The 23,820-nt window shown below is 50.8% G+C and carries 20 protein-coding genes; 11 read left to right on the forward strand and 9 right to left on the reverse strand.

The features are described 5' to 3' along the window. Positions 1-3: 3 nt before the first annotated feature. Entirely contained in the window at positions 4-747 is a 744-nt protein-coding gene (locus ACFFJP_RS04650; protein ID WP_377240985.1) for a TIGR04219 family outer membrane beta-barrel protein, read from the forward strand. A gap of 145 nt (positions 748-892) precedes the next feature. Then, complete coding sequence (locus ACFFJP_RS04655) at positions 893-2,911, forward strand: response regulator (protein WP_377240987.1); 2,019 nt, start codon at positions 893-895, stop codon at positions 2,909-2,911. Here the strand turns inward: ACFFJP_RS04655 and ACFFJP_RS04660 are convergent. Continuing rightward, a complete protein-coding gene (locus ACFFJP_RS04660) occupies positions 2,886-3,803 on the reverse strand; it encodes a TIGR03899 family protein (RefSeq protein ID WP_377240989.1) in 918 nt (305 codons plus the stop codon). The two genes, ACFFJP_RS04655 and ACFFJP_RS04660, sit on opposite strands and share 26 nt — an antisense overlap. A gap of 295 nt (positions 3,804-4,098) precedes the next feature. Between ACFFJP_RS04660 and ACFFJP_RS04665 the strand changes: the two genes are divergently transcribed. After that, on the forward strand, positions 4,099-6,321 hold the full coding sequence (locus ACFFJP_RS04665) for a bifunctional diguanylate cyclase/phosphodiesterase (protein WP_377240991.1): 2,223 nt from the start codon (positions 4,099-4,101) through the stop codon (positions 6,319-6,321). A gap of 86 nt (positions 6,322-6,407) precedes the next feature. Here ACFFJP_RS04665 and ACFFJP_RS04670 read toward each other — a convergent pair whose 3' ends face one another. From ACFFJP_RS04670 to ACFFJP_RS04680, 3 genes are all read right to left on the reverse strand, one after another. Continuing rightward, on the reverse strand, positions 6,408-7,961 hold the full coding sequence (locus ACFFJP_RS04670; protein WP_377240993.1) for a methyl-accepting chemotaxis protein: 1,554 nt from the start codon (positions 7,959-7,961) through the stop codon (positions 6,408-6,410). 292 nt (positions 7,962-8,253) lie between these two features. After that, positions 8,254-8,784, reverse strand: coding sequence for an inorganic diphosphatase (gene ppa / locus ACFFJP_RS04675; protein WP_208930533.1), 531 nt, complete (start codon positions 8,782-8,784; stop codon positions 8,254-8,256). Positions 8,785-8,885: 101 nt separating this feature from the next. Beyond that, positions 8,886-9,857: a class 1 fructose-bisphosphatase gene (locus tag ACFFJP_RS04680; RefSeq protein ID WP_377240995.1), complete on the reverse strand. Its 972-nt coding sequence runs from the start codon at positions 9,855-9,857 to the stop codon at positions 8,886-8,888. A 247-nt stretch (positions 9,858-10,104) separates the two neighbouring features. Here ACFFJP_RS04680 and mpl point away from each other — a divergent pair, with 247 nt between their 5' ends. The 6 genes from mpl (at position 10,105) to ACFFJP_RS04710 (ending at position 16,999) form a co-directional block, all read left to right on the forward strand. Beyond that, positions 10,105-11,466 (forward strand): UDP-N-acetylmuramate:L-alanyl-gamma-D-glutamyl-meso-diaminopimelate ligase, encoded by a 1,362-nt coding sequence (mpl, locus tag ACFFJP_RS04685; protein WP_377240997.1) that lies wholly within the window; start codon positions 10,105-10,107, stop codon positions 11,464-11,466. Between the two features lie 81 nt (positions 11,467-11,547). Continuing rightward, the gene (locus ACFFJP_RS04690; RefSeq protein WP_377240999.1) at positions 11,548-12,213 is read left to right on the forward strand and encodes a flavin prenyltransferase UbiX; all 666 of its coding nucleotides are present in this window, start codon (positions 11,548-11,550) and stop codon (positions 12,211-12,213) included. A 59-nt stretch (positions 12,214-12,272) separates the two neighbouring features. Continuing rightward, entirely contained in the window at positions 12,273-13,190 is a 918-nt protein-coding gene (locus ACFFJP_RS04695) for an ABC transporter ATP-binding protein (RefSeq protein WP_377241001.1), read from the forward strand. Further along, a complete protein-coding gene (locus ACFFJP_RS04700) occupies positions 13,190-13,963 on the forward strand; it encodes an ABC transporter permease (RefSeq protein WP_377241003.1) in 774 nt (257 codons plus the stop codon). The genes ACFFJP_RS04695 and ACFFJP_RS04700 overlap by 1 nt, the downstream gene beginning before the upstream one ends. A 193-nt stretch (positions 13,964-14,156) precedes the next feature. Continuing rightward, positions 14,157-15,806, forward strand: a complete 1,650-nt coding sequence (gene panP, locus ACFFJP_RS04705) for a pyridoxal-dependent aspartate 1-decarboxylase PanP (RefSeq protein ID WP_377241005.1) — start codon at positions 14,157-14,159, stop codon at positions 15,804-15,806. Positions 15,807-15,964: 158 nt separating this feature from the next. Then, entirely contained in the window at positions 15,965-16,999 is a 1,035-nt protein-coding gene (locus tag ACFFJP_RS04710; RefSeq protein ID WP_377241007.1) for a M20/M25/M40 family metallo-hydrolase, read from the forward strand. A 29-nt stretch (positions 17,000-17,028) separates the two neighbouring features. Here the strand turns inward: ACFFJP_RS04710 and ACFFJP_RS04715 are convergent, their stop codons facing one another. After that, a complete protein-coding gene (locus tag ACFFJP_RS04715; RefSeq protein WP_377241009.1) occupies positions 17,029-17,967 on the reverse strand; it encodes an AEC family transporter in 939 nt (312 codons plus the stop codon). Positions 17,968-18,036: 69 nt separating this feature from the next. Continuing rightward, positions 18,037-18,411 carry a GIY-YIG nuclease family protein gene (locus ACFFJP_RS04720; protein ID WP_377241011.1) on the reverse strand — a complete coding sequence of 125 codons (375 nt, stop codon included), beginning with the start codon at positions 18,409-18,411 and terminating at the stop codon, positions 18,037-18,039. A 36-nt stretch (positions 18,412-18,447) separates the two neighbouring features. Between ACFFJP_RS04720 and ACFFJP_RS04725 the strand changes: the two genes are divergently transcribed. Further along, entirely contained in the window at positions 18,448-19,734 is a 1,287-nt protein-coding gene (locus ACFFJP_RS04725; protein ID WP_377241013.1) for a DEAD/DEAH box helicase, read from the forward strand. A gap of 24 nt (positions 19,735-19,758) precedes the next feature. Here ACFFJP_RS04725 and ACFFJP_RS04730 read toward each other — a convergent pair whose 3' ends face one another. Both ACFFJP_RS04730 and ppiC read right to left on the reverse strand, forming a co-directional pair. Continuing rightward, positions 19,759-20,280: a GNAT family N-acetyltransferase gene (locus ACFFJP_RS04730; RefSeq protein WP_377241015.1), complete on the reverse strand. Its 522-nt coding sequence runs from the start codon at positions 20,278-20,280 to the stop codon at positions 19,759-19,761. Positions 20,281-20,303: 23 nt separating this feature from the next. After that, on the reverse strand, positions 20,304-20,582 hold the full coding sequence (gene ppiC / locus ACFFJP_RS04735) for a peptidylprolyl isomerase PpiC (RefSeq protein WP_031568523.1): 279 nt from the start codon (positions 20,580-20,582) through the stop codon (positions 20,304-20,306). Between the two features lie 212 nt (positions 20,583-20,794). On the opposite strand from ppiC, the gene ACFFJP_RS04740 reads away from it, so the two are divergent. After that, positions 20,795-22,606, forward strand: a complete 1,812-nt coding sequence (locus ACFFJP_RS04740) for a DUF885 domain-containing protein (RefSeq protein WP_377241017.1) — start codon at positions 20,795-20,797, stop codon at positions 22,604-22,606. Between the two features lie 66 nt (positions 22,607-22,672). Here the strand turns inward: ACFFJP_RS04740 and aguA are convergent, their stop codons facing one another. Further along, positions 22,673-23,794 (reverse strand): agmatine deiminase, encoded by a 1,122-nt coding sequence (gene aguA, locus ACFFJP_RS04745; protein WP_377241019.1) that lies wholly within the window; start codon positions 23,792-23,794, stop codon positions 22,673-22,675. Positions 23,795-23,820: the final 26 nt, after the last annotated feature.

A 23,820-nucleotide genomic window follows, 5' to 3' on the forward strand; every position in this document is an offset into this window, starting at 1 on the left:
ATAATGCGGGTTGTTACCGGGATGATTCTGGGATTTTTGGTTACAGCGGGCAGTGTTCAGGCTGATCTGCTCGGCGCCAGAGTTGGTGTGGATTATTGGCAGATGCAGCCAAAGCTCTCTGCCGGCGATCCCGGCAAAGCCGGTCAGTTCGTATTGGATGATGCGAATGAACTGGCCTGGTATGCCCGATTTGAACATCCGCTGCCGTTGCTGCCCAATATCGCAGTGCGCTACCAGCATTCTGATGTAAGTGCGAATGCGGCGCTCGCAGAAGCGTTGGTGCTCGCACAAAAAACGTTTGCTGCAGGCACCATAGTCTCGCAGCATAACTCCCTGAAAAATGTTGATTTAACTGGGTACTACGAGATTTTAGATAACCCTGTTCTTCGTCTGGATTTGGGACTGACTGCGCGTTTATTGCAGTCGGATGTTCGGTTGGCAACGCCTTTAACAGCGGCAGCACGTGATCTTTCAGTAGTATTACCTATGCTGTTTATCGATGCGGAGATCGGACTGTGGGGCACCAATACGCATTGGTTCTTAACTGGTAATTACAGTCGATATCAAAGCGACCGAAATTATGACTGGCGCAGCGGCCTTGCTTGGCGCTTCATCGATATTGCAATGTTTCAGGCGCATCTGCGTGCGGGCTGGCAACATGGCCAAACCACTGTCAGTAATCGTGATCAATTGGACTTTGTAGCTGCCAATGATGGTGGTTTTATTGGGATCGATGTCGATTTTTGATTTTGTTAAAAAAATGTACGGTAAATTCGCAAAACTAACATCGTTGACTGTTGCTGCAAGAAAAGCAACGCCGCTATACTGACGTTTTTCTGGTGCCCACTTTCCGCCGCGGTTTTGTGGGTACCCGGTGATTCGGAACCGCATTATGCTCAAGCCTAAATTGCTTATTGCTCTGGTCACAGCGTTGCTGATGGCTGCTCTGGCGGCCTGTTGGCTGCAGTACCAGCTGCATGCCAAAAACCAGCAATTGCAATTGGGCCGTGTGGCAGAACATCTGAGTGATCATTTGATTGCCGATCCCGTTGATGCAGCAGAACTGATGACTTTTGCCAGGGAAAATTCCCCCGTTGGACTGCTGAGTCTGGAGTTACTTGATGCCAATGGCAAGCAACTGGTTTTCGTCGGCGAGCCTGTTCAGAATTCGTCGATATCGGTGAGGGACGTAGAGCAACAAAGCCCAACTCTCTGGCATCAATCACTAAACGATGGCCGACTTTTAGTGATCCGCGCGACGGACGTGCCTGTGTCATATATCTGGATCTATGGGTTACTTGCCGCTGCTTTGACAATCTGGTTGGGTAGCAAATTAATGCAACGCCGGCTCGAGCGGTTTTATTCTCAGATTTGGCAGAGTATTCCTGAGCCACATCGGAAGCAGGATCCCGCAGCTGCGGAAATCAACCGACTCAGTCTTGCTGTGCGGCAACTCGCGAAACAACAGGATGAGGCTGCGCATCAGGCAACACTGAATTTGCAGATTATGCAGAGTCAGCAAAAATTGCATGTAGAACAACAAACTGAGATCCGCCAACAATTATCTCAGTCTGAGCTGAAAACCTTACAACTTGGCCGTGATTTGCAGTGTTGGCACAGTCTTGCCGGCCAGGCCCCTCAGTTGCAACACGCAGAACTTGCTTTTTGGCTGGCGATGTTAAACCGCAAACAGCAACAAACGACAACGCCAAATCTTACATTGCAGGGCATCCCACAATGGTTTGCCCAAGCGATCCGTACACTCCAACCAATGTGGCCAGCAGGAATTTTGCTGTTGCCGGATGAAGATCCGGATGCGAGCCGTTATCAGGCCGAGATGGATGGACAGCTCATGCAGCAACTACTGCATTCATTGCTATTAGCGGTGAAACCACTGATTGATGGCAAAGAACTTTTAGTTAGCTACCGACTGTACTCTGGCGCACGCGATAAACTGCAATTAAAAATTCAATATACCGGCAAGAGTCTGAGCGCCCGTAGTCGTCAGGTATTAGCACAGGGGGGTCTGGCTGAGCCGCATTGGGAAGATATTCCATTTGAGGTCTGCTTTGGATTGATGCAGCAATTGTCCGCTGAATTTCAAATTCAGGAGCTTGCTGATTTAGGGACTCGTTTGGATCTCAGTATTCGCATCAGCGGACAGCAGCCGTTGTCAAACCGGCGGTTCCAGAATTTGGTTATTTACGACCCGAGGCCATGTCGGTTAGATCTGTGGCGCCATAGTCTGCTCGGTGTCAGTGAACAGGTTGTTGCAACTAAAAGTATAACGGAGCTGAAAGCTGCATTAACAAGTCGCTTGATTGATACCGTCGTGGTGCACTGGAACTATGAAGATATGCCTGATAACGAATTGGCAGAGTTGCAGCATATCAGCGGCCGTTATCAGCTCATTTTGTTTGCTCCAGCAGGCTTACAGCAACGTTTTGGTACGCAGCCGCCTGGGACTCAGTTTATCTCCCCGTTACTGTTAGCGGATCTGCAGGACTTGCCGCAGCCTGGTAGCCAATTTTCCAGTCAGCAACTGCTTATCGTCGATGACAATCCAACCAATCTGAGTTTTGTCCGCGCTATGCTATCAGGGCAAGGTATCAGCATTGATTTTGCCACCACCGGTCATGAAGCGTTAAAGCTGGCCAGTCATAGCCGTTACCAGTTGATCCTGATGGATATTCAGTTACCGGATCTTAGCGGCATCGAGGTCACAAAGAGGATCCGGCAATTACGTCACCACCAGCAGACAGTCATATTGGCATTTACCGGGCATGCATTGCCGGAAGAGGCGGTCAGTTTCCGTCTCGCCGGAATGGATGACGTGATGATAAAACCTTTGGACGCCCGCAAAATTGCTCATATTATGTCTCGGATCAGGCCATTGGCTGAAACTCAATAACGTTGCCGAACAAAGTCTGCAGCGCCTGCATGAAAAGTGGTTGCACCGGACTGTTTAACAGGCTCATCAGTTCGGCGCCATTATTGGTGAATTTATAATACTGCAACACAATGCCATTGGCTTTCAGCCGACCTTGCAGCGGTGTTTGCGGAAACATCCATTGCAATGTCTGTCCTTTGTTCATCACACCACTTTCAATTTCTGCCGGATGCAATAGACCCAGATCGGTCAGACTCAGGATCTGAGGATAGGTTAAGCCGAATTGACTCAAATTTAACACACCGCGATGCCGGCCACGGATCCATTGCCAAAAAGAGCCTTGCTGTAAATAACTGAAATAGATATGCGCCGGTTCCTGAGCGGAAATGCGGCAGCTCAGACTGCTAGCCAGCTGCAACGCCTGCGCGTCTTTGTGATGCATTTGCCGTAGTATATTGAGTGTTTTGTAAGAGAAACTGCCGGGCATACTGATTTCGGCGGCGAGTATACGGGCCCAGAGTTTTTGCATCGACAAGGCCGAAATGTTCTGTACCAGTTCACAAAAATGATAAAACCAATCCGGGTCTAACTCTTGGCTGACCGCTTGATCAGTACAATATTCCTGTGCCAGTACCATTACTTTTTCCAGATTGTACTGCTGGCGCTCGACGGTCATTTGGCGACGTCGTTCGGCACGGGTACTTAAAGTATCTTCAGGGACATCGAGATCCGCGCCAACACCAGCACGTGAAGAAAGCTGTTGATGTACGGCACTGGCCTGACGAACTTGTTGAATTGAGATGGTATTGTCTTGTTGATCCTGACGGGGACGGGACGCTAGCTCCTGACCGAGCTGGCGTTTTGCCAGCTGTCGTAAGCGTTGTTGGCCAGACATGGGTTGAATTTTGCTCATCAGAGACTATTCCTGCTGCGACTGCTGAAATGATTGTATCGGCCCACAACGACCGGTCGCCAGAGATCCGGCTAAAAACATTTGAATTTAGGCGGCCAACGGCATTTTAGCTGCCGCCTCAACCATTGGTTGACGCAAAATTGATTGCAATTTTTACTTAAGGGTATAGTGTAATAAGGCACAAAATCAGTCGTTGATGTTGACTCACAGGTAGTATGAACGGATACGTTCAGGCACAACAACATGGAAGGCCACGCAGTGTTGCCCGGTGAGACTCTAAGGATAAGGTCGTTGAATGGTGTCAAAAGTAACAGATGATGATTTTCTGTTCCTCGCAGAAGACGATAGCGTGTACACACCCGCGCCGCAGGTGACGGGTGAATGGCATTTACTGATCGTTGACGATGATGAAGAGATCCATACTGTCACCAGACTGGCGTTAAGTGACTTATTAGTACAGGGTCGTAAGCTGGTATTTCACCATGCCTATTCAGGCCGCGCCGCAATAGAATTCCTAAAGAAAAACCCACATATTGCGGTCATTTTACTCGACGTGGTGATGGAATCTGACGATGCCGGTTTGCTTGTTGTCCAGCAGATCCGCGAACAACTGGGTATGGACGAAGTCCGCATTGTATTAAGGACCGGCCAGCCTGGTTACGCCCCGGAAGAAAGTGTCATTAAAGAATATGACATCAATGATTATAAAACCAAAACAGAACTGACCCGCAGCAAGCTGGTCACATCCATTATCTCTTCCATTCGCTCTTACCAGCAGATCCGCACTATTAATCAGAATCGACTGGGGCTGCAGAAAATAATCAACGCTGGTGCCAATTTGTTGGAACAGCATTCGCTACACGAGTTTTCTGAAGGCGTCGTAACGCAAATTTCGTCCCTGATAGGGCTGCATGCAGAAGGTGTGTTATGCGCGCAGATTGAAGACGACGGTTCTGCCAGTGAAAACGTCTATGTGCTGGGCGCTGCCGGGCATTATGCCCCCTATATCAAGTGCAAACTGGAACGGCTTGGAAACGAACGGATTATCCAGCAAATCCTGCATTGTTTGGCCGAGAAGCGACATATTTTTACTGCATTTGATACCGTGTTATATCTCGGCAATGCCGAACATTGTGCGGCGGTATATATCGAAACTAACCGGCCGATTGAAGATTTCGATCGCCAGCTGATTGAGGTGTTTTTAAGCAATATTTCAATTGGTTATGAAAACGTCACGCTGTTTCAGCAGCTGAAACATGCGGCGTATATAGACCCGCTGACAAAAACGCCGAACCGAAACGAATATACGCAGTTACTGCAGGAAACCCGTCGTCTTGCGCCGGAGAATACCGTTGCGGTGCTGATCGATATCGCTCATTTTTCGGACGTCAATGATGGCTTAGGTCAGGAAGTGGGTAACGAATTATTGGTGTCAGTAACCCGTCGTCTGGTCGCCACTTTTGGTGAAGTGGCGCAAATTGCCAGGATCGGTGCTGACGTTTTTGGTTTGATTGGGCCCGAAGCTGATTTGACACCGCAGCGACTCAATGCGGTGTTTGCAGAACCATTTCTGGCGTCGGAGCACAGCCTGCAAATCAATGCGACTTTTGGTTTTTGCCGCCTGACTGATAGCGTGCGGCAGGGGCTCGGCATCTTGAAACAGGTTTACATCGCACTAAACAGAGCGAAAAAGAGCCTGGCGCAAAATTATGAATATTATCATGCCGAGCTTGAAGATCAGATGGCTGAACGTCTGGCGCTATTACGCCGACTGCGGCAGGACTTCAGTCAGGATAAACTGGCGTTGTGGTATCAACCGCAGATTTCGCTGAGTGACAATAAAGTGATTGGTATGGAAGCTTTGTTGCGCTGGCCGGATGGGCAGGGGGGCTATATTTCCCCTGCGGTGTTTATCCCATTGGCTGAGTATTCGGGGTTGATTGTTGAGATCGGCGATTGGGTAATACGCCAGGCTTGCCAGCAAATTCGGTATCTGGCAGAGCAAGGTCTGGAACCTTTGCGGATCGCCGTCAATGTATCTATGCCACAATTCAGAAGTCCGTATTTTGTAAAATCCGTCATCGAAGCCGTTCAGGCGTCGCAAATTGATCCGCAGTTACTTGAGCTTGAAATTACTGAATCCGTGGTAATGGATGAACCGAAAATAGTGATTGAAGCGCTGAATCAGCTTAAAACCTATGGCATCAAGGTCGCTATCGATGATTTTGGCATTGGTTTTTCAAGTTTAAGTTATTTGCAGCAATTACCGCTGGATCGCATCAAAGTAGATCGCGCCTTTGTCCGCGATTTTGCTAAGCCAAATGGCGCAGTAATAGCGGAGACCATTGTCAGTCTAGGTAAACGGTTAGGTCTGTCGACAATCGCTGAAGGTATAGAGACGCCGGAGCAGGCTGCTGCAGTAAAAGCGATGGGCTGTGACGAAGTACAAGGCTTTATGTATGCGAAGCCGATGCCGACGCCTGACCTGTTGGCGTTTATCCGCAACTGGCAGCCCTGAATACTGCGGGAGCCCAATAAAAAAATGCCGCATTAAGCGGCATTTTTTTATGACCACAGCGGCATCCGCCGCTGCATTTGTCCGGATCACACGCGGAACAAGCGGGCGATATTTTCCAGATTCTGTGCCAGATTCGCCAGTTCGCGGCTGGCCTTGGCAATATGACCAGCGCTTTGAGACGTATGCTCAGTGTGTTTCACGATGTCCACTACGTGCCCGACGATAGTACCGGCCATCACTTGCTGCTCTTCAGTCGCAGAGGCAATATGCTGGTTCATCTCACGAATGCGTCGGATACTGGTAGTGATGGCTTGCAGTGAATCACCCGCCTGATTAGCTGAGGTCACGCTCTGATCGGCCTGTACAGTACTTTGCTGCATCTTCTGTACCGCTGAACGCGCGGCAGACTGCAGTTGTTCGATGGTTTTCTGAATTTCTTCAGTAGATTTCTGTGTTCTTGACGCCAGCGTCCGCACTTCGTCCGCAACGACCGCAAAACCGCGGCCTTGTTCGCCAGCGCGTGCTGCTTCGATCGCAGCGTTCAGTGCCAATAAGTTTGTCTGCTCTGCGATGCCTTTAATCACATCCAACACAGCCCCAACCTGGTTTGCATCTGTTTCCAGTTTCAGAATGACTTCTGATGCTTCCTGTACGTTGGTTGCCAGTTGACGGATATTATTAACTGTCACGCCGACTGTCTGTTGACCACGATCTGCCGCAGTATTGGAGTCATTGGCGGCGCTGGATGCTTCATTAGCGCTACTGGCCTCTGCAATCACACTATTACTCATGTCATCGACGGCAATTTTGGCCTGATCCGCTGCTTTACGCTGCACAGCAATTGTTCTGTTGGTGTCGTCAGTCAGCTGATGTAAATCTTTGGCCAGTGACGATAAAGGCAGTGCAGTATTCACGATTTCTTTGACTACGCCCTGCAATTTTTCCATAAAGGAATTAAACCAGTAGGCCAGATCACCCAGTTCATCTTTCGATTTGGTTTGGATGCGTACGGTCAAATCACCGTCTTCTTTGGCGAGGTCGCGCAAGGAGCGGATGATGTGCCCAAGGCTGCTGTCGATGCCACGAACCACTGGCAACGCTGTACCAAATAAGGCCAGCACTGTGATCACCATCATGATCACGCCGACGGTGATCATCTGCGAAGCCTGGCCATTGGCATCATCAATCGAATTTTTGAACTGAGTCAGCTGCACATCGCGGAAAGATGTCAGTTTTTTCACGGTGTTTTCGTAATCCGCATTCATTTTTTGCGAGCGTTCACCAATCGATGCCATGTCCGCTGTATTGCTGACCATCTCTTGTGACACTTTAAATGCGACAGCGTAATAAGCATCAAATGACTGCAGGATCTGACTAACTTCGCGGCTCACTTCAGATTCGAGCTGGCCGACGGTCGTTAATTGCTTTTTCATTTGCTCAGCGAGTTTATTTGCGCCATTCAGAGCTTCTTCGTCACCAGTCGTCACTGCACTGGCGAGCGATTCTTTCAGGCGTTCTAAAGACACCAGGGCGCTTTCAGAGGCTTGCAACACCGGGAATTGAATATCTCGGGTGTTTTCCAACGTTTTTACGTTGCTCAGTGCGGTTTTAGTGGAAAGCCCCAAAAACACCACGAACATCAGGGTGCCTATGAGGGGAATTAAATAGATTTTTTTCGCAATCGAAAGGCGTTGCAAAAATTCCATAGATGAATACCCCGTTGGATCAGCGCAATGGCCGGTTTTATTTTGAATGTCTTTGATTTGAAATCAATTGCCAGTATAGACAGCAAATCCCGATGCCGCTGCAATCTCAACGCATTAGAACAGAATTTCTGAATATAAAGAAAGGGATAGTGGAGAAAATTCGTGATTTGGTGATATTAATGAAACAGGCCCGACATGCGGGCCTGTTTAAGCAAAACAAATGAGTTTATTTGTTTTGTGCGCGTTCGAATGAGGTTTGGATCTCTGCTTTGGCTTCAGCTTTGTCGCCCCAGCCAATAACCTTGACCCATTTACCTGGTTCCAGCTCTTTATAACGTTCGAAGAAATGCTGGATTTGGTTTTTCAGCAGTTCAGGCACGTCGTTGATGTCTTGAATATGGTCATAAATTTTGGTCAGTTTGCTGATTGGCACGGCCAGAACTTTGGCATCTTCACCGGCTTCGTCGGCCATTTTCAGTACTGCAACCGGACGGCATTTGATCACTGCGCCTGGTACCAGTGGGTAAGGCGTTGGCACCAGCACGTCGACCGGATCACCATCCAGTGACAATGTGTGGTTCACAAAACCGTAGTTGCATGGATAGAACATCGGTGTCGACATAAAACGGTCAACCCATACAGTACCGCTGTCTTTGTCGACTTCATATTTGATTGGGTCGGCATTGGCCGGAATTTCGATAATCACGTTGATTTCATCTGGCAGATTTTTACCTGCCGGAACCAGACTTAAGCTCATGATGCTTCCTTATGCATTAAAAAATGTGCCGCCTATTATACTGGCGGCGTCAAAAATGGCTATGTTTGTGCGTCCTGACTTTGGTCGGACGCCCGGTTTACTCAGGCTTGATGATACTTCAGGCAACTGTCGACTTCGTGTTTCGACCCCAGGATCACCGCAACGCGCTGGTGAATATCCACCGGTTGGATGTCCATTATGCGTTGATAACCGGTAGAACTGGCGCCGCCAGCCTGTTCGACCAGAAAGCTCATTGGATTGGCTTCATACATCAGACGCAATTTGTCTGGTTTGTTTGGATCTTTGGTGTCGGTCGGATACATAAAGACACCGCCGCGGCACAGGATGCGGTGCACATCGCCGACCATGGCAGCGATCCAGCGCATATTAAAGTTTTTGCCCCTTGGGCCAGCTTTACCCAGTAGCAAATCGCCGATATAAGCCTGCATACCTGGTTGCCAGTAACGTTGATTGGACATGTTGATAGCAAATTCAGCGGTGACCGATGGGATCGCAACTTCTTCCTGAGTTAACAGGAATCCGCCATAGGTTTTATCCAGTGTATAGAGGCGGGTGCCTTTCCCTGTAGTCAATGCCAGCATCGTGGACGGGCCATACAACACATAACCGGCAGCCAGCTGAGCGGTGCCAGGCTGTAAAAATTGTGCCGGGTCTGCTGCGTCTAGGTTGGCTTGTGCCGGCAGAATGGAGAAAATGGTGCCAATCAGGCTATTGATGTCAGTATTGGAAGAGCCATCCAGCGGGTCAAAAGTGACCAGATAGCGGCCTTGCGGGTTGCCTGCAACCGTGTTGTCTTCCTCTTCGCTGGAGATCGCTTTGACCACGCCGGTCTCCAGAATCATGTCTTTGAGCAATTCGTTGGCGAGCACGTCGAGTTTTTTCTGCGTTTCGCCCTGAATATTTTCATCCAGTGTGGAGCCTAATACACCGGCCAGCGCACCCTGACCAACACGGAAGGAGATTTCTTTGCAGGCCGCCAGAATGGTTTTAATCAGGGCAATCAGGTCGGTATCGACCCCATCTTGTCGCAATACGGGAGCCAGACGGCGCATCGGTGTTTCCTTCTGTTAGTGTAGGGTTAAGGCCCTATGCCGGTCTTCGTTGGAATAATAAGCAGGCTCTATTGGCCGACCTAGCATCGGATCCGGCCAGAGTTTAAAGAATCTGGGCAAAAATTGCATTTTTATCACCGATTTTATTTCGAAAAAGCCGGTTGTGCTTTTGTTACAATGCCGCAAAATACCGGCAAATGCCCGTGCGTGGATTGAGGCGCGGGGCCATCTATAGCAGGACTATTCAATGCATCTTCATATTTTGGGTATTTGCGGCACTTTTATGGGCGGCATTGCTGCCATCGCCAAGAGTTTAGGTCATCAGGTCACGGGTTCCGATGCTAATGTGTATCCACCAATGAGCACACAGCTCGAGGAGCTGGGGATCAGCCTGACGCAGGGTTATGATCCGGCACAACTGGAGCCTGCACCGGATTTGGTGATCATCGGCAACGCCATGTCGCGTGGTAACCCTTGTGTCGAGTATGTGCTCAATCGCAATATTCCCTACACTTCCGGACCACAGTGGCTGGCGGAAACCGTGCTCAGAGACCGCTGGGTCTTAGCGGTGTCGGGTACCCACGGTAAAACCACGACAACGACGATGCTGGCGTGGATTTTAGAATTCGCTGGCATGAAACCTGGTTTTCTGATTGGTGGTATTCCGCAGAATTTTGCTGTATCGGCTCGCCTCGGTGATGCGCCGTTTTTTGTTATCGAAGCCGACGAGTACGACACGGCGTTTTTTGATAAACGTAGTAAGTTTGTGCATTACCGGCCACGCACGTTAATTCTGAATAACCTTGAATTTGATCACGCCGATATTTTCCCGGATCTTGCGGCCATTCAGCGCCAGTTCCACCATTTGCTGCGAATGGTGCCAGGTAACGGCTTAGTACTTTCGCAGTCCGGTGTCCCGGCTGTGCAGCAAGTGCTCGACATGGGCTGTTGGAGCGAGCAGCAACAAAGCGGTACCGACTGGCAGGTGAAGTTGCTGCAAGCGGATGGCTCTAGTTTTGTGGTCAGTTTCCGTGGCGAAGTCAAAGGTACCGTTAACTGGGCTTTATGTGGCCAGCATAGTGTCGACAACGGCTTGATGGCGCTGGCGGCGGCGCAACATGCCGGCGTGCCAGTAGCCATCGCGATTGAAGCACTGAACCAGTTTGTTGCACCAAAACGCCGGCTCGAGCTCAAAGGTGTTGTCAACGACATCAGCGTCTACGACGATTTTGCCCATCACCCAACCGCGATTGAAACGACATTGGCCGGCTTACGCGCCCGGGTGGGCCAAAAACGCATCCTGGCCGTACTGGAACCGCGCTCAAACACGATGCGCATGGGCGTGCACAAAGAAGCCTTACCGGCGTCACTGCAACATGCTGATCAGGTGTTCTTGTTTGAACCAGCCAATAGCGGTTGGTCGCTGGGGATGCTCGCGGGTCAAATCAGTAATGAGTGTGGGATTGCAGCGACCGTTGAGCAGGATATTACCGGCCTGGTGCAGCGGATTGTTGCGGCGGCGCAGCCAGGCGATTCGATTCTGGTGATGAGCAACGGGGGCTTCGGCGGCATTCACGATAAGTTATTACAGGCGCTGGCTGGCGGTTGAGCCAGCCGGTTTTTGCCGCTGTCTGCAGACGTCTGAATCCAGACCGCTGCCGGCAGATGCATTCAGCAAGAAGGCACTTTTATGCATGTAAGTGATGATCTCAAAGTTCAACACAATGTTTCCCCTAAGCGTGAAGTCACGCTGGCTTTTACCGGCGCGTCCGGTGCTTTGTATGGCTGGCGCTTGCTGCAAGTGCTGCTGAGCCTGGAAGTAAAGGTACATTTGCTGATTTCCAGTGCGGCAAAAGTGGTCTTTGCGACAGAACACGATTTGAAACTGAATGGCAATCCACAAGCCTGTCAGGCCCAACTGGTTGAAATCTTTGGCTGTGCTCCCCATTTATTGGCTGTCTATGGCAAAGATGACTGGTTTTCGCCGGTCGCGTCCGGCTCAGCAGCGCCTAAAACCATGGTGATTTGCCCTTGTTCGACCGGCACAGTCGCTGCGATTGCGCACGGCATGAGCGACAACCTGATTGAACGGGCAGCCGATGTGGTGCTGAAGGAAAAAGGTCAGTTGATTCTGGTGCCGCGGGAAGCGCCATTAAGCGCGTTGCACCTGGAAAATCTGCTGGCTTTAGCGCGGTTAGGCGCCACTATCATGCCGGCCGCACCTGGTTTCTATCACCAGCCCAAGACCATCGAAGATCTGATTGATTTTATTGTGGCCAGATTGCTGGACCATTTGGGACTGCCGCAGCAGCTGATGCCGCGTTGGGGCTATCAGCCACAGACCACCAAGGATTAATCCGAAATAGGGTTATTCAATCACAACAAAAATCGCCTGGCGATTAAGAGGAGTAAGCTGTGACGCTGGCTTTATCGATCCGCGCTTTACACAAATCCTATAAAAGCGGCACCAAAGCGCTAAATGGCATTGACCTTGACGTGCAACAAGGCGATTTTTTTGCACTGCTCGGGCCCAACGGCGCCGGTAAAAGTACCACCATCGGTATCATCAGTGCGCTGGTCAATAAGACATCCGGTTCGGTGAGGGTTTTTGATTTTGATACAGATACTCATCTTGAAGATGCCAAGAGCCAGCTAGGTTTAGTTCCGCAGGAGTTTAACTTTAACCAGTTTGAAACAGTGCTGCAGATTGTGGTGAATCAGGCGGGTTATTATGGCGTGCCGAAAAGTGTCGCGTTGGTCCGGGCCGAAAAATACCTCGGGCAACTCGGCTTGTGGGAAAAACGTCATGCGCGGTCGCGTGAACTGTCCGGTGGCATGAAACGTCGTCTGATGATCGCTCGCGCTTTGATGCACGAGCCTAAGCTGTTAATCCTGGATGAGCCGACGGCGGGCGTTGACATCGAACTGCGCCGTTCGATGTGGGAATTCCTCAAAGAGATAAACGCGCAAGGCGTGACGATTATTTTGACCACGCATTATCTGGAAGAAGCGGAAATGCTCTGTCGTAATATCGCCATCATCGACAAAGGCCGCATCGTCGAAAACACCTCGATGAAAGCCTTACTGAGCAAACTGAACAAAGAAACTTTTGTGCTGGATTTAAAAGCCGGCCGCGCCGAGTTGACACTCCCTGGCTTTGTTACCCGCAAACTGGATGAACAAAGTTTTGAAGTGGATGTTGAGAAAAATCAGGGCCTGAATGCAGTGTTCAGTGCTTTAGCCCAACAGGACATCACAGTGTTGTCGATGCGAAACAAAGCCAATCGGCTGGAAGAGCTGTTTGTCAGTCTGATAGGTGAGGGGAAACACTGATGTTTAGACCAAGATATCTGATTGCACTGCAAAGTATTCTGAATAAAGAAACCAACAGATTCCTGCGGATTTGGGTGCAGACGCTGGTGCCGCCAGCCATTACGATGACCTTGTATTTTGTCATTTTCGGCAATTTAATCGGTAGCCAGATTGGTCAAATCCATGGTTTTAGCTACATGGAATTTATTGTGCCAGGCCTTATCATGATGTCGGTGATCACCAACTCGTATGCCAACGTGGCATCGAGCTTCTTCAGTGCGAAGTTTCAGCGTAATGTCGAGGAGCTGCTGGTCGCGCCGGTGCCCAACTACATCATTGTGCTCGGCTTTGTTGGTGGTGGCGTCGCACGTGGTGTGCTGGTTGGCCTGATTGTCACCATCCTCAGTTTGTTTTTTGTTGATATCCGCATTCATCATCTGTGGGTGATTGTCAGTACTGTGTTACTCACTTCGGCGGTGTTTTCGCTCGGCGGTTTGATTAACGCTGTGTACGCCAAAACCTTCGACGACATCAGCATAGTGCCAACCTTTGTACTGACCCCTTTGACTTATTTAGGCGGCGTATTCTACTCGCTGAGTCTGCTGCCGGAGTTTTGGCAGGGGGTGTCGACATTGAATCCGATTGTCTACATGGTCAATGCGTTTCGCTACGGCTTTTTGGGGCATTCTGATGTCAGTCTGGCACTGGCCTATTCAGTACTGATTGGTTTGATTGTCGTGTTGTTTGCCGTGGCGATGTATCTGATCCGCCGTGGTACAGGGCTGCGTAGTTAGTGATAAGCGGGTGCAGTGCGGTCAGCCTCTGCTGATTGCGCTGCGCTATTTCTACTGCACGGACCAGTCAGGATATTTTTTAAAGACATTTGTAATGTGTTTTAGTACATTGCTTCCTTTGGGCCAGATCAGAGCCCATGCGCATAACAGCGCCAACAGACCGCAGAGTCTGAGCTTACCACGGCGAGGATAAATGACAGATAACAAACGACTGGCAACAGCGTCCGAAGAGGCTCTGTGGCGGATCTTTACCGTCCCTGAAGCACCGGACTCGACGCTGAGTATTATCGAGCAGAATATTTCGCAGAATCTGGCGGGGTTCCTGCGCGAGAGCATTGTGGCGGTGGAAAAACCGCTGTGGCAAATCGAGCGTGATTTCCAGGCCTACCAGATCCCGGCAGAACCTAGTTTTGTGTCGGATTACGCCGAAAATATTATGGAAAAGCTGGTCGCGCACTCAGTGCACACGGCAGCGCCCAGTTTCATTGGTCACATGACGTCGGCCTTGCCGTATTTCGTGTTACCGCTGTCAAAAATGATGGTGGGGCTGAACCAGAATCTGGTCAAAATCGAAACCTCCAAGGCTTTTACGCCACTTGAACGCCAAGTGCTCGGCATGATGCACCATCTGGTCTATGGCGAAAGCGAAGGGTTTTACAAAAAATGGCAGCATAGCGCCAACCATTCATTAGGCGCATTTTGCTCCGGCGGCACTGTCGCGAACATGACAGCCCTTTGGATCGCGCGTAACCGCCTGCTGAAGCCAGACGGTGATTTTAAAGGCGTGGCCAAAGAAGGCTTGTTCCGCGCCATGCGGCATTATGGTTACGACGATCTGGCGATCCTGGTATCAGAACGCGGCCATTATTCATTGAAAAAAGCAGCGGACATCCTCGGCATCGGCCGCGACATGCTGATCCCCATTCCTACCGACGCTGACAACAAAGTCGACGTCGCCAAGATGCGTGAAAAAGCGCTGGAACTGCAGGCTCGGCATATTCGCGTGATGGCGATTGTCGGTGTCGCTGGCACCACTGAAACCGGTAATGTCGACCCGCTGGCCGATCTTGCGGCACTGGCCACTGAACTGCAGTGTCATTTTCATGTCGACGCGGCCTGGGGCGGTGCCACCTTATTATCCGAGAGTTACCGCTATCTGCTCAAAGGTATTGAGCTGGCGGATTCAGTCACTATTGATGCGCATAAACAAATGTATGTGCCGATGGGCGCCGGCATGGTGGTGTTTAAACATCCGTCCAGTGCCCATGCCATTGAACATCACGCTGAATATATTCTGCGTAAAGGCTCAAAAGATTTAGGCAGTCAGACTTTAGAAGGCTCGCGTCCTGGTATGGCCATGCTGGTGCATGCCTGTTTGCAGGTGATTGGTCGCAAAGGCTATGAAATTCTGATTAACCGTAGTCTGGAAAAAGCACGTTACTTTGCCGGTCTGATTGATTTACATGCAGATTTTGAGTTAGTGACCGCGCCTGAGCTCTGTTTACTGACCTATCGCTATGTTCCGGCATCAGTGCAGCAGGCGATGCAAAAAGCCAAAGCTGCCGGTGACCTTGAGCGTTTAAAGAAATTTAATGATTTGCTGAGCGGCTTGACCAAGTTTATCCAGAAGCGGCAGCGTGAAGAGGGCAAATCCTTTGTTTCGCGCACGCGGTTGACACCGGCGCGTTACCACCGGCAGGATACTGTGGTATTTCGTATTGTGCTGGCGAATCCATTAACCACTGACCAAATCCTGCATGATGTGCTGGATGAGCAAGTGGAGCTGGCGAAAATGGACAAAGAGTTTTTACCGAAATTGTTGCAGCTGGCGCGCGATTATTAATCAGCACCTATCTCTGTAGTCAGAGTAAAAATGGCGGCATGGCCGCCATTTTTGATCTCGGCGATTTTGGGTCATGCCCATTTTTGATCATGACCCTTGTTGATCATCAATAGCGCCGCTAATCAGCCAGTGATGACTATTAAATGCACAGGAGTCAGATGATGTCTTTATGGATACGACGGAGTAGCCGCTTGCTGCTGACCACCGGCGCTATTGGCTTGGTGCTGGTCGCAGCGATTTGGCCATTTTATCAGGTGAGTCAGCAGCAGCTGGCCACCGCAGAGCAAGCGCGAATTGATGCACAGCCGGATGTCAGCCGCAGCGATTATCAGCCAAGGCTTGACCAGTTACAACAAACGGCTGACTTCAGTACTCTGGCTTCAACGGAGATGGCGGGGCGTCGGCCCGGTCAACCGGGTAGTGACCTGGCGCGGGACTTTCTGCAGCGTCGTTTCAGCGAATCGGGCTTAGTCCCTGCTGGCAGCGAAGGATTCCGGCAAGCCTATCAGACGGATAGTAACGGCGCTGGTGTGAATTTCGTCGGAAAAATCCAAGGCGTGGATGCACAGTTACCTGCGATCGTTATCACGGCGCACTATGATCATTTAGGCGTCCATAAAGGCCGGATGTATCCGGGGTCAGATGACAACGCCTCAGGCGTAGCTGCCTTGCTGGCGCTGGCGACGTATTTTCAGGCGCATCCGCCGCGTCATACCTTGATATTCGCGGCCGTAGACCATGAAGAGCAGGGCATGCGTGGCAGCCAGCAATTATTTGACGGCAAGCTGTTAATACCTCAGCAGCTGGCGCTCAATGTGAATCTGGAGATGTTAAGCCGTGATAGCAAGGCCCGGTTGTTTGCCGTCGGCACTTATCAGCATCCGGCGTTACTGCCGCTATTGCAGCCGCTGCAACAGGACAGTCTGGTTGCGGTCAAATTCGGTCACGACCGGCCTGCTTCGCTGGTAGGGCAGACGCAGGATTGGAGTAGCGCCAGTGACCACGCGGTGTTTGCCCGTCAAGGCGTGCCTTTTGTCTATTTCGGTGTGCCGGATCATCCCGATTATCATCAGCCGACAGATACCTTTGAGCGCGCTGATCTCGATTTTTATCACAAAGTCAGCGAGACCATCCTGTCCGCATTGCTGCTGCTAGACAATGCTGATTTAGCGCTATTGCGCAGCAAAGATTAAGCACTGAAAAACCAGTCGATGCACCAGAGTTAAAGCTGGTGCAGTAGCCAGGCCCATAACGGCAGCGTGATAAAACTCAGTAACAAGCCAAAGCCAACGAGTGCTGCGACCAGCCGCGGTGCTAAACCTGCCATCATCGCAATGGCGCCGGCAGAGATCATCGGGGGCATCGCCGCTTCAAACACTGAGACTTGCACTGCTTTGCCTGACAACCCCAGCAGCATCGCGCCTGCCAATACAAGCAGTGGCATCAATAGCAGTTTAATGCCAAGACCGCTCAGCAGTGGGGACAAGCGCTCACCGGCTACAGAAAACTTCAGTTGGAAGCCTACGGCAAACATAATCAGCGGCACCAGGGTGCCCGCCAGGTTATCCAGCGTCGTCTGTAGCAGTGGCGGATAAGTCCAGGACTTCATTAATAAACCAGTCAGCAACGCCAGGAAAGGCGGGAAGGTCAGAATGCGCATTGCCATGGCTGCAGGTGTCACTTTCTGCGCCGGCTGACTGCTGCCGTCCGGGCCAATCTGTGCGGTGCCATAGAGCGCAGCCAATATTGTTGACCAGGTCGCCAGCGCGACAAATGAGCCGATTTGGTCATAAATCATTGCATAAGGCAGCCAGTCGCCACCAAACAACGCTTCAATCATCGGGAAGCCCAGGAACGAGGTATTGCCAAGCGGCAGCACAATCAGCAACGCGACAATGATATCGCGTGACCAGTGCAGCAGACGCCCAAGCACTAAGATCAGCGCACTGACCAGCAATAACAAAATCCACGGCACTAACGCCGGGATCAATAAATCCCAGGAAAAATGTAATGACGGGATTTTCTGCAGCACCAGCGCCGGCAACGCGACATACATGACAAAAGTATTCAACACGACTGGTGTTTCAGTCGGGAATTTTGGCACCCGGCGCATGGCAAAGCCAAGGCTCAGGTAAATCAGGATCAGGATAAAATTGTCCAAGGTGCAACAAATCTCAGGTAAGACGACAACGAGCTTTGCAGGCAGATTACCGGTTTTACTCTGTCTTGCCTATGCGACTTCGGTGGAAGTAATTGTCGTTGCGGTTACTGCTGCCTCAGGTTCTGGTGTATGTTGCAGCCATTCAGGTTGCCAGCTGCCGCTGATCAGTCGTTCTTTATCGGTCTTTTTCAGTTGCTTCAGCTGATACTCCAGCATGCTGGCGTGACTGCGGTTGTGGGCCGGAAAAAGCCAGACCAACTGCAGCGGGCCTTTACCGCGTAAAGCGCGGGAGCCACCGGTCAGTTCACCTTGATGCTGACGCAGCCGGCGCTGCGGATCAGTCGAAATTCCGGTATAGAGATTGCCAGCCGCAGTGCGTAGCACATAGAGCTGCCACTGAGTTTTCGGCAGCGGGTCTGTTTCTGCTATAATCGCGCTCTGCAATTGTGCTCCTGCATTCTGGTTGTTCGTTGAGGTGTTATGCAATTTACCGATTTGGCCCTAGCGCCGTCTATTTTAGCGGCCATCGCCGAGCAAGGCTATCAAACGCCGACGCCGATTCAGCAACAAACCATCCCATTGATTTTACAAGGTAAAGACGTGTTAGGCGGCGCCCAGACCGGCACCGGTAAAACCGCCGCTTTTACTTTACCTATTTTACAAAAGCTCAGTACCAGCACCACGGAACTCGTAGCAAAACAGGTACGTTGTCTGATCTTAACACCGACACGCGAACTGGCGCAGCAAGTGGCTGATAACGTCGCGGCCTATGCGCGACATTTGCAACTGAAAACCGCGGTGTTCTATGGCGGGGTATCCGTCAATCCGCAACTGGAGCAGGCGGCTGCTGGTCTCGACATTCTAATCGCAACGCCCGGACGACTGCTCGACCATCTACATCAGCAAAGTATCAGCCTGTATCAGCTGGAAGTGCTGGTACTGGATGAAGCGGATCGCATGCTCGATATGGGCTTTATCCACGATATTCGCCGCATAATGGCGAAACTGCCGGCCGAGCGTCAGACACTGTTTTTCTCTGCTACTTTCTCACCGGAAATTAAAACGCTGGCGGATTCGTTGCTGAATAACCCGGTGCTGGTTGAAGTGGCTAAAGCCAACTCCACTGCTGCAGGGGTCGAGCAGCTGGCGTATCGGGTGGATTCACAGCGTAAACGCGAATTAATTTCCGAAGTGATCGGCAAAAAGAACTGGCAACAGGTACTGATCTTCAGTCGCACTAAGTTTGGCGCAGACCGCTTGAGCAAGCAGTTGCAGCTGGATGGTATCGACGCGCAGGCGATCCATGGCGATAAAAGCCAGGGCCATCGCAGCAAAGTGTTGCAGGATTTTAAAGAAGGCAAAGTCCGGGTGCTGGTCGCGACTGATATCGCTGCGCGTGGTCTTGATATTGAAGAGCTGCCGATAGTGGTCAATTTTGATTTACCGCATCAGGCCGAAGACTATGTGCATCGTATCGGGCGGACGGGGCGGGCCGGTAATATCGGTCTTGCCGTGACGCTGGTGACTCCGGACGATTTACCGATGCTCAAAGAGATTGAGGTGTTGACCAAGCAGGTGATCGCGCAACAGGTATTTCCCGGTTACGAACACGACCCGCGGTTTAATCATTCCAGCAAAGGCACGCACAAATCCGCCGATGAGCAGGAAGAGATCCAGCTGAAGAAAAAACTGTCCAATAACCGCAAGCTGTCGCAGGAAAAATCGCGTTTACGTGCTGAATTGACTGGAAAAAAACGCCCGCGTTAAGCGGGCATTTTGATATTGATATTCTCAATCATCATGTGGCTGCAGCGGCGTAGCCAGCGTCAGCTGATAAAACGCCAGGTCCAGCCAACGACCGAATTTAAATCCTGCTTGAGTAATAGTGCCACTGTGGACAAAGCCAAGCTTCTGATGCAGCGCGATACTGCCGCTGTTTTCGGCATCAATACCACCAATCAATAAGTGATAACCCTGAGTTTGGGCCGCTTCAATCAGCAGTTGCAGCATCTGCTGGCCGAGGCCTTTGCCCTGATGCTCCGAATGCACATACACCGAATGCTCCACCGAGTATTTAAATGCCGGAAAAGCACGGAAAGTGCCATAACTGCCAAAAGCCAGCAGCGTGCCGTCGTCGGCTTTAATGCCGATGACGGGGAAGTTGCCGGCGCTTTTATTAGCAAACCACTGCTGCATGGTTGCCATGGTGCGGGGTTTGTATTCATACAGTGCCGTGGTGTGCAAAATGGCGTGGTTGAAGATCTCGAGGATCTGCGCCGCTTCCGACTCAAACTGACACTGAATAATCTGCATGCAGCACTCGCTTTGTCTGCGCGTTAAGCGCGATATAAGGTTTTAATCAGGTGGAAGCCAAACTGGGTTTTCACCGGGCCGTGCACTTCCAATACTGGCTTTTTGAATACTACTTCGTCAAAGGCTTTGACCATCTGACCCGGTCTGAACTCACCGAGATCACCGCCTTTTTTTCCGGAAGGACATAATGAATGTTTCTTCGCAAGATCCTGAAAATTGGCGCCTTTGGCCAGTTGTTTTTTCAGTTGTTCCGCTTCTTCCTGGGTCTTGACCAGGATATGACATGCACAGGCTTTGGCCATACTGAGTACTCCTACCACTTAAAATGAGCAGCTCTGCCTTCCCGGGCGGACCTTTTGCAATGGGCGCGTAGTTTAATCGAAATTCACTACGAAAAAAACCTGCTAATCCGACCTGTTTGGCTGTGTTTTTTTTCAGCAGTTGCAGGTATGGTAAAGATGTAACAAAAAAGTATCTGGATAACTAATTTATAACTAAAAAAAGGAAAGTTGATATGTGGAAGTGGTTGGGGCGTTTATTGCTGTTGGCAGTGCTCGTTGTGACAGCGTTTGTCGTGAATGCGGTTTGGTTTAAGCCGCTGTCAGCCAGAGTGTTTTACGAACGGGTTTTTCTCGAGTTTGGCTTTAATAGCCCTGAATTATTAAGCCAGCTTGGATTGTTAGAAAGTTTTGGTTTACGTGCTCACAATGCTGAATTAGATGACCGCTCGCAAGCGGCCGGTGACAAGCAATATGCCAAAATGAAGCAAGATTTAGCGACGCTGCGCAGTTATGACCGAGACGGGATGTCTGACAGTGAAAAACTCAACTATGACATGCTGGAATGGTTTATGGCGCACCAGGCCGAGGGTGAAAAGTGGCGTTACCACGAGTACCCGGTCAATCAGTTATTTGGTGTGCAGAATGTGTTGCCGCGATTTATGACCACCACGCACAGACTGAAAGATAAAACAGACGCCGAACAATATGTCAGTCGTCTCAACCAGTTTGACCGGGTTTTCAGCCAGGTGATTGAAGATTTGAATATTCGGGCTGGCAAAGGCATTGTGCCGCCCCGTTTTGTGCTGGAAAAAGTGCTGGCGGAGGTAAAAGGTTTCACTGCGGGCGGTGCCAAACAAAATATGATGTATAAGCATCTGGTCGATGCGATGGCGAAAATGCCGGAACTTACCGATGCAGAACGGCAAAAGATCGCTGCTGATGCCAAAACCGCAATGGAAAAATCGGTATTACCGGGTTATCAGAAACTGACAGATTTTTGGGCCGATACTGTGGCCTCAGCAACACAGGATGATGGTGTCTGGAAGCTGCCGGACGGTGATCAGTACTATGCCTATATTCTGAAACAACATACCACGACAGATATGACACCTGAACAAATCCATCAGATGGGACTGTCAGAAGTGGCCAGGATCCAGCAGGAAATGCTGACAATTTTGCATGCGCAAGGCATCAGTGGCGACAATGTTGCACAAATGATGACTGCACTTGGCGATGACAAACGTTTTCAATATCCGGATTCAGACGAGGGGCGCGCCCAGATCCTAGCTGACTATAAATCACTGCTAGAGGCAAATGAGCAGCTTTTGGCGCCAGCTTTTAATATCAGGCCTAAAGCTGCTTTAGAAGTAAAACGCGTACCTGAGTTTTCCGAAAAAACCTCACCAGGTGCCTATTATTATGCACCAGCAATGGACGGTTCACGGCCGGGGCTGTTTTATGCCAATCTATATGATATCCGTGCGACGCCTAAATTTGGTATGAAAACGCTGGCTGTGCATGAAGGCATTCCCGGCCATCATTTCCAGATTGCGATCCAGCAGGAACTGAAAGGCTTACCGACGTTCCGCAATATTCTGCCATTTACCGTCTATGCCGAAGGCTGGGCGCTGTACACCGAACGGCTGATGGCAGAACTCGGTTTGTACAAAGATGACCCCTTTGGCGATTTAGGCCGGCTGCAGGCCGAGTTGTTTCGCGCGATCCGCTTGGTAGTAGACACCGGTATCCATCACAAACGCTGGAGCCGCGAACAAGCAATCGCGTATATGTCCGGTAATGCCGGTATGGCGAAATCTGATGTTGAGTCTGAGATTGAGCGTTATATCGTAATGCCGGGGCAGGCCTGTGCTTATAAAGTCGGCATGATGAAGTTGCTGGAGCTGCGCAGCAAAGCACAGCAGGAACTGGGTGATAAATTTAAGCTGACCGATTTCCATGACGTGGTATTGCAAAACGGCTCGATGCCGCTGGCGATCCTGGAGCGGGTGGTGGACCAATATATCGCGGCGAAAAAAGCGGCCTAATCAGGCCTACACCCATACGATAACAAAAAGGCGCCTGATGGCGCCTTTTTCACGTTGTAACTGTCGTTACGCCGGTTGTTGCTGGGTAATACAGTGAACGTTACCGCCACCTAACAGAATTTCGCGGCCAGGCACAGTCACCACCTGATGCTGCGGAAACACCTTGGCGAGGATATCTGCGGCAACGTTATCCATCGGATCGTCAAAGGTTGGCAGGATCAAACCGCCGTTACACAGATAGAAGTTGATATAAGAGCCAGCCAGACGGGCTTCGGCTTCGCGCGGTACGGCAGCACCTGTTAAGTCGACACTGGCATATTCTTCGGCTTTGGCCAGTAACGGGCCCGGTACCGGTAGTTTATGCACGATAAAAGGCCGGCCTTTGGCGTCTGTGCTGTTTTCCAGCACTGTGAGCGCCGCGCGCGAGCGGGCGTATTGCGGGTCGGATTCGTCATCGGTCCAGGCCAGCAGCACTTCACCGGGGCGGACAAAACAGCACATGTTATCGACATGACCGTCGGTCTCGTCATTAAAAATGCCTTCTTCCAGCCAAACCACTTTATCAATACCGAGGTAATCGCTGAGTTGTTGTTCAATCTGTGCTTTGGTCAAATCCGGGTTGCGATTCGGATTGAGCAAACATTCGGCGGTGGTCAATAAAGTGCCTTCACCGTCGGTGTGAATGGCGCCGCCTTCCAACACAAAACCTTCAGTGCGGTAGCGTGGCAGGCCTTCAATATTTAGTACTTTTTGCGCGACCTGGTCGTCCAGATCCCACGGGAAATACAGGCCGCCATTGAGGCCGCCCCAGGCGTTAAAGGTCCAGTCGATGCCACGCACTTCTTTGCCGTTGGTGACAAAAGTGGGGCCGGTATCACGGCACCAGGCGTCATTGTTAGAGACTTCAACGACACGGATTGGATGCACGCTTTCCAGCAGGCTCAATTGCGCCTGCGCATTGGCAAACTGACGGGCTGACGCCATCACTGTCACTGGCTCAAACCGGGCAATAGCGCGGATCACGGCGGTAAAGGCCTGCTGTGCAGGCTTGGCACCAAGGCGCCAGTTGTCGGTCCGCTCCGGCCACACCAGCCAGGTTTGTTTGTGGCGGGCCCATTCGGCAGGCATATAAAAGCCGTCCGCGCGTGGCGTGCTGGTTAAGGTACGATCTGAAATAAATCCGCTCACGTCAGGTTCCTTGTTCAATGTTCAGC

Origin of the sequence: Rheinheimera tilapiae, from assembly GCF_042432165.1 — a bacterium.
GTDB lineage: Bacteria > Pseudomonadota > Gammaproteobacteria > Enterobacterales > Alteromonadaceae > Pararheinheimera > Pararheinheimera tilapiae.

Coding starts and splice junctions, on each gene's coding strand:
- ACFFJP_RS04665 (WP_377240991.1), top strand. CDS start 4,099: ATGGTGTCAAAAGTAACAGATGATGATTTTCTGTTCCTCGCAGAAGAC.
- ACFFJP_RS04655 (WP_377240987.1), top strand. CDS start 893: ATGCTCAAGCCTAAATTGCTTATTGCTCTGGTCACAGCGTTGCTGATG.
- ACFFJP_RS04710 (WP_377241007.1), top strand. CDS start 15,965: ATGATGTCTTTATGGATACGACGGAGTAGCCGCTTGCTGCTGACCACC.
- ppa (WP_208930533.1), bottom strand. CDS start 8,784: ATGAGCTTAAGTCTGGTTCCGGCAGGTAAAAATCTGCCAGATGAAATC.
- ACFFJP_RS04730 (WP_377241015.1), bottom strand. CDS start 20,280: ATGCAGATTATTCAGTGTCAGTTTGAGTCGGAAGCGGCGCAGATCCTC.
- ACFFJP_RS04740 (WP_377241017.1), top strand. CDS start 20,795: ATGTGGAAGTGGTTGGGGCGTTTATTGCTGTTGGCAGTGCTCGTTGTG.
- ACFFJP_RS04670 (WP_377240993.1), bottom strand. CDS start 7,961: ATGTTCGTGGTGTTTTTGGGGCTTTCCACTAAAACCGCACTGAGCAAC.
- mpl (WP_377240997.1), top strand. CDS start 10,105: ATGCATCTTCATATTTTGGGTATTTGCGGCACTTTTATGGGCGGCATT.
- ACFFJP_RS04680 (WP_377240995.1), bottom strand. CDS start 9,857: ATGCGCCGTCTGGCTCCCGTATTGCGACAAGATGGGGTCGATACCGAC.
- ACFFJP_RS04650 (WP_377240985.1), top strand. CDS start 4: ATGCGGGTTGTTACCGGGATGATTCTGGGATTTTTGGTTACAGCGGGC.
- ACFFJP_RS04660 (WP_377240989.1), bottom strand. CDS start 3,803: ATGAGCAAAATTCAACCCATGTCTGGCCAACAACGCTTACGACAGCTG.
- ppiC (WP_031568523.1), bottom strand. CDS start 20,582: ATGGCCAAAGCCTGTGCATGTCATATCCTGGTCAAGACCCAGGAAGAA.
- panP (WP_377241005.1), top strand. CDS start 14,157: ATGACAGATAACAAACGACTGGCAACAGCGTCCGAAGAGGCTCTGTGG.
- ACFFJP_RS04700 (WP_377241003.1), top strand. CDS start 13,190: ATGTTTAGACCAAGATATCTGATTGCACTGCAAAGTATTCTGAATAAA.
- ACFFJP_RS04725 (WP_377241013.1), top strand. CDS start 18,448: ATGCAATTTACCGATTTGGCCCTAGCGCCGTCTATTTTAGCGGCCATC.
- ACFFJP_RS04690 (WP_377240999.1), top strand. CDS start 11,548: ATGCATGTAAGTGATGATCTCAAAGTTCAACACAATGTTTCCCCTAAG.